This window comes from Oceanobacillus bengalensis, from assembly GCF_003628445.1.
In the GTDB taxonomy this organism is placed as follows: Bacteria; Bacillota; Bacilli; order Bacillales; family Amphibacillaceae; genus Oceanobacillus; species Oceanobacillus bengalensis.
In genome coordinates this window covers 43,769-54,280 of record NZ_RBZO01000029.1, presented here as the reverse complement: position 1 = coordinate 54,280, position 10,512 = coordinate 43,769, and the positions used below count along the sequence as shown (strand labels likewise).

At 38.9% G+C, this 10,512-nt stretch carries 10 protein-coding genes; 1 reads left to right on the top strand and 9 read right to left on the bottom strand.

What is annotated here, in order from left to right; all coding sequences use genetic code 11:
• Positions 1-337 precede the first annotated feature (337 nt).
• The 8 genes from rpiA to D8M05_RS15880 all read right to left on the bottom strand — a co-directional run bounded on the left by rpiA (position 338) and on the right by D8M05_RS15880 (position 7,720).
• The gene (gene rpiA, locus D8M05_RS15915; protein WP_342772272.1) at positions 338-1,009 is read right to left on the bottom strand and encodes a ribose-5-phosphate isomerase RpiA; all 672 of its coding nucleotides are present in this window, start codon (positions 1,007-1,009) and stop codon (positions 338-340) included.
• 16 nt (positions 1,010-1,025) lie between these two features.
• Positions 1,026-2,312: a TRAP transporter large permease gene (locus D8M05_RS15910; RefSeq protein ID WP_121133554.1), complete on the bottom strand. Its 1,287-nt coding sequence runs from the start codon at positions 2,310-2,312 to the stop codon at positions 1,026-1,028.
• Positions 2,312-2,797, bottom strand: coding sequence for a TRAP transporter small permease (locus D8M05_RS15905; protein WP_121133552.1), 486 nt, complete (start codon positions 2,795-2,797; stop codon positions 2,312-2,314). Before D8M05_RS15905 ends, D8M05_RS15910 begins: the two co-directional genes overlap by 1 nt.
• A gap of 16 nt (positions 2,798-2,813) precedes the next feature.
• A complete protein-coding gene (locus D8M05_RS15900; protein ID WP_121133550.1) occupies positions 2,814-3,836 on the bottom strand; it encodes a TRAP transporter substrate-binding protein in 1,023 nt (340 codons plus the stop codon).
• A gap of 28 nt (positions 3,837-3,864) precedes the next feature.
• A complete protein-coding gene (locus D8M05_RS15895) occupies positions 3,865-4,497 on the bottom strand; it encodes a bifunctional 4-hydroxy-2-oxoglutarate aldolase/2-dehydro-3-deoxy-phosphogluconate aldolase (RefSeq protein WP_121133548.1) in 633 nt (210 codons plus the stop codon).
• A 14-nt stretch (positions 4,498-4,511) separates the two neighbouring features.
• Complete coding sequence (gene hxlB / locus D8M05_RS15890; protein WP_121133546.1) at positions 4,512-5,069, bottom strand: 6-phospho-3-hexuloisomerase; 558 nt, start codon at positions 5,067-5,069, stop codon at positions 4,512-4,514.
• Between the two features lie 26 nt (positions 5,070-5,095).
• Positions 5,096-6,100, bottom strand: coding sequence for a LacI family DNA-binding transcriptional regulator (locus D8M05_RS15885; protein ID WP_121133544.1), 1,005 nt, complete (start codon positions 6,098-6,100; stop codon positions 5,096-5,098).
• Positions 6,101-6,418: 318 nt separating this feature from the next.
• A complete protein-coding gene (locus tag D8M05_RS15880; RefSeq protein ID WP_121133542.1) occupies positions 6,419-7,720 on the bottom strand; it encodes a DUF5068 domain-containing protein in 1,302 nt (433 codons plus the stop codon).
• Between the two features lie 256 nt (positions 7,721-7,976).
• On the opposite strand from D8M05_RS15880, the gene D8M05_RS15875 reads away from it, so the two are divergent.
• Complete coding sequence (locus tag D8M05_RS15875) at positions 7,977-9,194, top strand: EAL domain-containing protein (protein WP_121133539.1); 1,218 nt, start codon at positions 7,977-7,979, stop codon at positions 9,192-9,194.
• A 73-nt stretch (positions 9,195-9,267) separates the two neighbouring features.
• Here the strand turns inward: D8M05_RS15875 and D8M05_RS15870 are convergent, their stop codons facing one another.
• Complete coding sequence (locus D8M05_RS15870) at positions 9,268-10,473, bottom strand: mandelate racemase/muconate lactonizing enzyme family protein (protein WP_121133537.1); 1,206 nt, start codon at positions 10,471-10,473, stop codon at positions 9,268-9,270.
• Positions 10,474-10,512 lie beyond the last annotated feature (39 nt).

Sequence of the window (10,512 nt, the reverse complement as noted above, 5' to 3'; positions counted from 1 at the left end):
AGCTCCTTTCGTATTATAGCTCTGATTTGGTATTTGGGTTTTGTAATGCAGTATTACCAAATTAATCTACGATATTACGATTAAGGGGCTAGTTTCGTTCATGATAACTCCTGTGGGAGGACAGGCCTAGGTGAGACTACGTAGTGCGTTAGCACGGAGTAGGCTCACCAGCCGCCCACGGAAAGCGAAGTGTATTGCCGGAACGCTTGGATCATGTACATTCCTAGTTGCTTTAATTTTACGTCACTGTTTAATCTTTAGATCAACAACAATCCTTTAGAAAACTGCCAATATTTATAAGCAGCACCCTCGCAGGCGAAGCAAGGGTTACTGCCCATTAATTTCTTGTCAAAAATTTAATTTCCCCATTCCGTGCAACAATCACTTTATCTGCCATCCCCGAAAAAATACCAGTCTCCACTACACCCACTAAACGGATCAATTTTTCATGTAATGCCTGTGCACCATCAATTGTCCCAAACGAACAATCTAAAATGTAATTGCCGTTATCAGATACAAATATTTCGTTTTCTTTCCTTCGTAACTTAGGAATACCGCCAAGTTTTTCAATATTTGCTACTGTTACTTCAAACCCAAAAGGCAACACCTCGACTGGTAGGGAAAATGCCCCTAGTTGTTTGACTACTTTTGACGAATCTGCAATAATAATTAATTCATCTGCACATGCATCAACAACCTTCTCCCTTACCAGTGAGCCACCTCCACCCTTGATTAGATTTAAATTCCCATCGATTTCATCCGCACCATCAATAGCAAGGTCAATCTTAGTTGTCTTTGAAAAATCCGTTAACGGAATACCGAGTTCCTTCGCTAGTTTTTCTGTTTTCTTAGATGAAGGAATCCCCTCTATACGAAGTCCTTCTTTTATACGTTCACTTAAAGCGCGCAACATCCAATTTACCGTTGAACCAGAACCAAGTCCAAGTATCATGCCATCTTTTATATATTTTACTGACTCAAGTGCAGCCAATCGTTTATCATCGCTCATCATTTTCCACTCCTAATTAAAACAAGCCTGGATTAATTAATTTTGGTATGAAGAATGCGATATCTGGGAAGAACGCAATAAATAATAATACGATAAGCACAATTGCAATATACGGTATTACTGCCACAAAGGACCTTTCAATTGACATGTCTCCAATCTTTGCTGCAAGTAAGAGACAGAGACCATATGGTGGTGTAATCAATCCGACTGCTAGTGTCATAACAACGATTAATCCCAAGTGAACAGGATCGATACCGAATTGTAAGGCAGTTGGTAAAATAACAGGTACAAATAAAATCATTGCTGGAATCGCATCCATAAATGTTCCCACAAATAGGAAGAAAGCAATAATAATGATAATAAACAGCCATTCTGCTCCAACATTATTTGTAAAGAATTCCTGTGCAAGCGTTCCTAATTGATAGTAACTCATTAATTCTCCGAGTGCGCTTGCAGCCGCTAATGCAAATAAGGATAAGGAACTAAGTGATAGCGTATCCATTAAAATTTTCGGTAAATCACTTACCTTTAATGATTTATAATAAAACATACAAACAACTAATGTGTATAAGGATGCAACCGCCGCAGCCTCTGTTGCTGTAAAGAAACCTGTAATGATTCCACCAATAATAATGATCGGTGTCAGTAAAGCAGGAATCGCTTCAACGAGTAATTTCATAAATTTTTTCATTTCAATACGGGCTGTTCTAGGATAATTCCGTTTAACAGCGACAATATAGATAAAAATCATCATACCTAACCCGATTAAGATACCTGGTACAATCCCGCCAAGGAATAATGCACCAATCGAAGCATTCGTTAATCCTGCGAAAATAATCATCGGAATACTTGGTGGAATAACAACACCAACGGTTGATGATGCAGCAGTAACCCCTACTGCAGTTTCTTTGTCATAGCCCTGCTTCAGCATACTCGGAATAAGAATTTTCCCTACTCCTGCTGTATCTGCTTGTGCTGCCCCAGAAACACCGGCAAACATCATTGATACAAGAACGTTCGCATGTGCTAGTCCACCACGAATCGGGCCTACAATTGCTAGCGCTAGGTTAATTAGTTTCTCAGAGATTTTCCCAGAGTTCATTAAATTAGCTGCAAGAATAAACAATGGTACTGCAAGCAACACGAATGAATCCAATCCATTTACCATTTTCATTGGAACGGTAGCTTCAGGAGTGTAAGGGATTCCAAAAATACCTAGTAATGCAACAATCCCAATTACAAAAGCGATTGGAACGCCAACTAACATTAATACGATGAATAATCCAAGTAGTAAAAATCCCATTATTCACTTACCTCCTTCGCTTTGTTTGCCTTTAGATGATCCATTAAATGTGATACAGAATAAATAATCATTGTTCCAGCCATGATTGGAATCGCAATCCAAATATAGCCCATTTTCATCTCAGGAATCGTTGCCCATGTGTAATTCCAGAACTCCCGAACCACCTGAATACCGAGTACGAGAATACACGCGTTAAATGCAATTAACACAAGGTCATTAAAAATATTAAGGGATACTTTCTTTTTTCCTGTTAATTTTCGAATGATAAAGTCAAAGTTAAAATGTTCTCTACGGTTCACCATGACAGCTGCACCCATGAATATCGCCCATATGAATGAATAGTTCGCCACTTCTTCTGTCCATAGAACGGAAATACCTAAATACCTCGTTATGATTTGTAGTAATATCACGACAAAGAATACAGTTAAGAACAATACGCCAACCGTGATCTGTAGTTTTTCAAGTGCTTGTACAAAACGCTTCATCTTCGGTCCCTCCTCGTTATTCTAAATCGATAATCTTCTGTAACAATGCTTCTACTTCAATCTCTTTTGCAAAGTCTTCTAGAATCGGTCTTGCAATATCAATGAAAGGTTGCGTATCAATTTCGTTTACGATTGCACCTTCTTCAATTGCCTTTTCTTTGTACTCAACATCCTGTGCATTGGTTGCGTCACGTTCTGCTTTTACCGATGCTTCGGCTGCTTTTAAAATAATTTCTTGATGTTCTTTTGAGTACTGATCAAACTTCTCCCCATTGATTAGTAAAAAGCGAGTCGTATAATCATGTCCTGTTTCTGTAATATATTTTCCGTTCGGTGTCGTGTGATGTGCTTGTTGCACAAAGAATGGGTAAGCGTTTTCGGAAGAGTCAACAACATCTTGCTGAAGTCCTTGATAAAGCTCTCCCCAAGAAATCCCTGATGGAATAGCTCCGGTTGCTTGCCAGAAGTCAGATACAACACCAGACGTTTGCGTACGCAGTGATAGTCCCTCTAAATCTTCTACTGATTCAATTGGTTTTTTCCCGTAATAATGTCTAACCCCAGCAGACCAATAGCCTAATAGTTTAAAAGAGTTATCGGATTTTTCATTAATGATGTCTGCCATTTCCTTGCCAACTTCTCCGTCTACTGCTTTTAACCAGTGTTCATAGCTTGTAAATAGATAGGGTGCAGAAAATAAATCCACTTCTCTCATTCCTGTTTGTGTCATAAAACCTGGTGAAACAAGTACAACATCTGCAGCACCTAATTGTAGCTTCTCAACGAGCTGTGATTCTTCTGTACCAATTGTTCCTGCATGTACTTCCACTTCAATCGTTCCATTTGATTCTGCTTCTGCTACCTCTTTAAACTTCAACATCCCCGTTTGATATGGATTGTCAGGTGATGTTTGGTTATGTGCTGCGATGATTTTGATCTTGCCATCTCCGTCTGGATCAGCTTCCCCGCTCGTACACCCTGCAAGTAGCCCGAGTACGATAATAAAAAGTAATATGAAAGCGTATTTATTTTTCATCATATGAAGTGCTCCTCCTCTGAATGTATAGTTATAGTTCTTTGAGCTTTGCAACATATTGTTTCGCTGTTTCTGTTAATCTTTCGTAATCTGCATTGGTTTGTAATGCTTTTGCATTGACCAAGTTACTTCCGATTCCAACTGCTTTTGCACCTTTTGTTAAATAAGCGTTCATATTATCTAGTGTAATTCCACCAGTTACCATTGCTTGTACATGTGGGAGTGGTCCGATAATATTTTTTATATAATTTGGCCCAAAAGCATCTGCTGGGAAAACTTTCACCATTTGCGCACCATGTTCATATGCCGTTACAATTTCGGTTGGTGTAAGTACCCCTGGAATATTCAGTACGCCATAACGATTCGTTAGTTTCAAAGTTTCAACATTTAATGTAGGCGAGACAATGAAAGTTGCCCCCGCCATGATGACCGTTCGAGCTGTTTCAGGATCAAGTACGGTCCCTGCACCAATATTTACTTTGTGGCCAATATGCTTCACAGCTGTTTCAATAACACCTGCAACATTTGGCGTTTCAGCTGTGATCTCAACCGAGGTTACGCCACCTTTTTCCAAAGCTTCTAATATCGGTACAATATTTTCTTTATCTGCTTTTCGAATAACTGCTACGATTTTATTTTGTTGAATAGCCTCTATTAAACTCACTTTAGGTTTTCCCCCTACTCTAAATTTGCATGTTTTTGATTAAGACTTGTATGGCTTTTTCCTTCTGGATGTTGTTTAAGAAGGTAAACCACAATTGCATCTAATAGTAAATGTGCCGATTGATCAAATTGACTTCCTAGTGGTTGGATTGTTGCTGGTTCGGTTTCCAGACGTTTTTTCGTTGCCGCTGGAATGGTTACAGTGGAATCTGCGAGCTGTCCAATTGTGGCGTCTTTGTTTGTTGTCACCAGTGCAACTTTCGCGTCTATTTCTTTTGCTTTTTTTGCATAATGTACAAGCGATCCTGTACTTCCAGAACCAGTAATTAAAAGCAGAAGATCATCTGTTTCAATACTTGGTGTGATTGTTTCACCAACAACATAGACGGAATAGCCACTATGCATAAGACGCATTGCGAATACCTTTCCGATCAGGCCAGAGCGACCCGTACCTGCTATGAAAATACGTTTCGCGCTTTGCAATTCATTTGCTAGTTGTGTTGCTTCTTTTTCATCTATTTGATGTAATACACCAGAGATTTCTCCGGCAACGGTTTCAATTATGTTCTTCATTATTTATCACCTTTCGTGTTTTAACGTTAACAAGATTCCCGCATAATCAATCGCGGCTCAAATCGATGCGCTTCTACTTGATTCGAATGTTCCTTGTCATGAATTTTCTCTAAAAGTAGGATTGCTGCCTTTTCACCCATTTCAAAAGCTGGTTGGGCAATCGTTGTTAATGCCGGGCTATAAATGCTTGCAAAAGACACATCATCGATTCCAATTAATGCAATGTCTTCTGGGATCCTTAGTTGATTGGATCTTGTATAGGTTAATAGTTCATATAACACCCGATCGTTTAATGCAAGGATGGCCGTTGGGGCTTCAGGTAACGTAAATAATTGATGGACCAATACTTGCATATCCTCTATTTCTCCACTGACGATGTATTGCTCGTTGACTGAGAGAGCCTGTTTTTGCAACGCTTTTCTGTAACCATCAATCCGCTCAACACGTGGTGTGACTCCAGCTTGTAATGGAGGAGACAGGATTGCAATTTTTTGGTGCCCCCGCTTGATAAAAGTATCTACCGCTAGTGTCGCAGCCTTCGCATTATCTAGTAGAACAGTGTCAATTGCTATATCAGGAATTAATCTGTCCATAAACACGACTGGATAGTGGTCCGCTACTAATCTTTGGTATAACGCAACATTTCCACCAGTCGGGAATGCGATAATTCCGTCTACCTGTTTTGCTCGTAGCATCTCAATATACTTTTTCTCTTTCACTGGGTTGTCGTCGGCATTGCAGACAATAACGTGGTAATTCTTTTCATTACAAACATCTTCAATTGCCCTGATAACCTGTGTGGAAAACACGTGAAGAATGTTTGCAACAATGACACCAATCGTTGTTGTCGATTTTTGTTTTAAACTTCTTGCAATGATGTTCGGACTGTAGCCCAATTCTTTAATCGCCTCTTCAACACGTCTTTTCGTCTGTTCCCCCATATAATCAAAGCGTTCATTTAAATATTGCGATACGGTGCTTTTCGATACACCAGCATGCTGTGCAACATCTGCAATTGTAATTTTTTTCATCTATATATCTCCTAAATAGTATTCCAAATTACTAAATCGATTTAGTAAACCGATTTAGTATGAGTATAAAACAAATGTAACCGTTTTACAAGAACTTTTTTTGATACCTTTTTTCGTGCCTGCCACTGTTCGGTTTTCGACAAAATTCGGGAGGTGACAGGCACTGTTCGGTAAAAACAGAAACATAAAAAACCAGCAACCCCTTACTCATGGTAAGGAATTACTGGTTTTTTGTGGCTCTTTTAGGTACCTGTTGTCACCCTTCGATTTTCGGCAACATCAGCCAAAACTCGACAAGTGACAGGCACCACAAAAGAATTAGCGAGGTAATTCAAATTCTACTTTATGTCCTTTGAATAGTTCTCCGTCATCGCCCATAAATGGTCCGACTTCTAAATCAAATGTTTCATATATATCGAAGTATTTTTTCTCAAATAAGAATACAAAAAGCTTCTCTCCGGTTTCACCTGCTGCTATATCTTGTGGGGTAGCATTTTCAACCATCCCTTGAGAAATATAGCGTGCTTCATCATCATTCACACTGAGAATCGATCCTAGTGAGTTATTCCATATCAATTGTTCCGAACCATTTTCGATATTTATCTTTATCGTCAGTGCCACAAGCTCTTCGCCATCAAAATTGCTAAATCGTTCTGCACTCGATTCATTCGGAGTAATATCTGTATACTGAACGCCTTCTAATGTTATTTTCGCACCATCTAGTTCTTTCGTCTCATTGATATCTGTTTTCTCATAAATTATTTCTTTTGTTGCGATATTATCCGTTGTTAATTTGTCCTGATAAAAATCGGGTGCATTTGCAACCTGCTCTGCCTGTTCTTCACTATAAACAAAGTCAAAAATTGCATCTTCTCCAAAGCTGTCTGAGAAATCATCGTTTTCTGATGCTCCACCCTCAATTATAAATTTCGGATCTACTGTACTAAGTTTCTCATATTCCTCATTCGTAAATAAAAATGTTACGAAAATATCCTTTTGGAAACCAGGTTCAAATTTCCCAATATCATCCGTGTTTTCCCACTCAATTTTCATATCCTCTGGTATATAGTATTGCGCACTGGATGGAACATAATCACTTCTGTCGGCTAATTGAATTCGCATGACATAATTATTATAAATATCTTTATCTGTCGTATTTTCAATCGATGCTTTCGCAGTTACAACATAGCCTTCAAAAGCCCCATCAAATCGAAACTCTTGATCGGCATTCATGTCCGTAACCTTTGCAATTTGGTATGCGTCCACATTAATAAGAAAACCATTCAAATCATTACTGAATCCTGCTTCATTATTCGTATAAATTATTTCAACATTGCCATCTGTTTCCTCCGCAATTGCGGGATTAATGTTTTCATTTGTTGGTGCAGATGAACTACTGTTCTCCGTATCTTCCACTTCCTCAGGTTCTTCACTGTCATCTTCTGACTTTACCTCATCCGCACTTTCTGTTTCCTCTTCAACAGCTTCATCCTCTACTTCTGATGCATCTTTTTCTTCCGTTTCCTCTGTACTCGCTTCCTCGGCTTCGTCACCACATGCTACAAGGATTAAAACAGCGATTGAGCAAAGCAAAACCCCTAACCATTTTTTCTTGAACATAACTACATTCCCTTCCCACTTTTTTCAAACCATATGTATTATTGCATATTATCCAAAATTGTAAATCAGCCTTTTGAAATGGGCACTTTTGAGGTGCCTGTCACCGTTCGATTTCCGACAATATCCGACAAGTGACAGGCACCTCAATAAAATAGGCACTTTTGAGGAACTTGTCACAACAGCGAATTTTGAAGAAGAAGCAGGAGAACCGTCCCCACGCTTCTGTGCTATAATGTTGGGGTGGGGGTGGATAAATTTGGATCCATTGAATATTATGTTAAATCTAGAGCAAGTCATTCCATATTATCAACCAATTATCAGCGCGGACACGCAACTTGTGATTGGCTATGAGGTGTCGGCATATTACAAATCAGATGAGGAAGACATCCAAGACCTTGACTGGTTTTTTAATGACGATACAATACCTGATGAATTTAAAATTGAACTAACAACAATTATTCACCAAAAAGCAATAGAAGACTTTATCAAAACAAATCATTCACTCATATTCTTAAAATATAATGCCAAGCTATTATATAAGGATAATGGTGAAACATTCCTTCGCTTATTAGAAACATATGCTGAAAAGGGACTAGATTATAAGAAGATTGTCCTCGAATTAAAAGAAACGGATATTATGGAGGAAATGGATTCCCTAAGGCATTTATTAAAATACTTAAAAACATTTGGAATTCAAATTGCCCTAGATGATGTAGGACAGCGAAACGGAAATCTCGAGCGGCTGGTCTCGCTAAAACCAAATATCGTTAAATTAGATGTGCAATTTTTGAAGGAAAACGAGTTGCCACATTTATATGATGATGTGCACCTCTCTCTTTCCAAGCTTTCCCGAAAAATCGGAGCAACTTTATTATTTAAAGGAGTGTCAACGTATAATCAATTGAACTATGCTTGGCGGAATGGTGGAAGATATTATCAAGGAAGCTACCTAAAGCCTGCGAATCCTGAATTCGCCCGAGAAGATTGTTGCAAAAAGCAGATCCAACGCGACTTTCAGTTGTTCGTAAGTTTTGAACGAAAAAAATTGAAAGCACAGGTAGAGCTAACCAATTGGATTAATAATCAATTTAACACGATCCTACAAAATATAAATTCTGAAGAAGCGTACGACCAAATCATTACAAAAGTCGGGCATGCTTGTCATGAATTTGTTTTTCGCGTATACATGACGAATGAAGAGGGTGTGCAATTATCCTCTAATGCGGAAAAGGATCATAATGACAAGTGGACACTACACGAAGAAGGTAAGGAAAAAAACTGGAGCTGGCGACCATACTTCTTTGAAAATATCGCACGCATGAATGTGGAAAAAAGAGGGATATTATCTGATTTGTATACAGATATCACAAGGCACGAACAAATTCGTACCTTTTCCTTTCCATTAACGAAAACAAGCTATATTTTTCTAGATATACCTTATGATTATTTGTTTGAACAAGAAGGACTTTTGTAGATGGCGGTGCCGGGTACTGTTGGAAGAAGTGAAATGGGAGAGCACATGGATGCTCTCCTTTGTTTACTGATAATTATCTTTTCCATGGGTCACCAATACCCGTCACATTGTATACTTTACCTTCTCCTTTGCCCTTCTGCTGGGTTGATGTGCGGTGAATTAAATCAGAACGTTCATAAAATTCCTTCCTTAACTCTACCCCTAAGCCAGGATACTCCGAAACACCAGTAATATACCCATTCACGACTCTAGGTACCCCAGTTACAATATCGTCATAATACGAATCGTAGAATGCTCTTACCGTCTCCATCATCCACAGGTTTGGAATATTAAAACAGATATGTGCATTTACAGTGTGTAGTATTGGTCCCCCACAATTATGAGGCGCAAAGGGCAAGCCGTATACTTCAGCTAGTGAGGCTATTTTCTTTACCTCTGTAACCCCTCCTGTCCATGCAGGATCTGCGATAACAATATCTCCTCCACGTTTTTCCAACAACTCCTGATACCCATACCTAGTGAATAAACGCTCACTCGCACCAATTGGAATCGAAGTGGCTTTTCGTAATTCTACTAAGTTGTCAATATTATTAATAGCTATCAAATCCTCTATCCAAAGAGGGTCGTATTGTTCTAGTTCTCTAGCAATATTTATTGCTGCCGTAACATTCCATCTTCCATGCCCTTCCAAAGCGATTTGCATCTTATCTCCAAATGTTTCCTTTATCTTACGGAAAGGCTCTAGACCTTTTTTCATTAAATCTTTTGTGATGTATTGTCCACGAAACTCCGCACTTAACTCATCAAACGGCCAAATTTTCATGACATCAATTCCACTTTCCAGAAGTTCTTCCGCTAGCTTTTCAGGTTGATGAATAAACCGGTCTCGATCATTATTTTCTAAATAGCCAACACATGTGTTATATACTTTAACTGTATCCCGAGACTTCCCTCCTAATAATTGATAAAGAGGTTGGCCACTTATCTTACCCTTAATGTCCCAAAGCGCGATATCAATGGCACTTAACGCCCGCATTTCCGTTCCCGAACACCCATGATGATTGAACGCCGTGTAAAAAGTAGACCAAATGGACTCAATATTTTGTGGATCCTGACCTAGTAAAATATCTGCACACATCTCGTGAATTAACGACTGAACAGCACCTGGCTTCGCATTTGTCTCACCAAGTCCGACGATACCCACATCCGTATGAATTTCAATAATTAATTCTCTAGGATGTTCCTTCATACGATAAGAGTCTATTTTAACAATTTTCATTTCATCACACCACCTTACTTTTATTAGCCATTAAAATCC

Coding starts and splice junctions, on each gene's coding strand:
- rpiA (WP_342772272.1), bottom strand. CDS start 1,009: ATGAGCGATGATAAACGATTGGCTGCACTTGAGTCAGTAAAATATATA.
- D8M05_RS15910 (WP_121133554.1), bottom strand. CDS start 2,312: ATGGGATTTTTACTACTTGGATTATTCATCGTATTAATGTTAGTTGGC.
- D8M05_RS15905 (WP_121133552.1), bottom strand. CDS start 2,797: ATGAAGCGTTTTGTACAAGCACTTGAAAAACTACAGATCACGGTTGGC.
- D8M05_RS15900 (WP_121133550.1), bottom strand. CDS start 3,836: ATGATGAAAAATAAATACGCTTTCATATTACTTTTTATTATCGTACTC.
- hxlB (WP_121133546.1), bottom strand. CDS start 5,069: ATGAAGAACATAATTGAAACCGTTGCCGGAGAAATCTCTGGTGTATTA.
- D8M05_RS15885 (WP_121133544.1), bottom strand. CDS start 6,100: ATGAAAAAAATTACAATTGCAGATGTTGCACAGCATGCTGGTGTATCG.
- D8M05_RS15880 (WP_121133542.1), bottom strand. CDS start 7,720: ATGTTCAAGAAAAAATGGTTAGGGGTTTTGCTTTGCTCAATCGCTGTT.
- D8M05_RS15870 (WP_121133537.1), bottom strand. CDS start 10,473: ATGAAAATTGTTAAAATAGACTCTTATCGTATGAAGGAACATCCTAGA.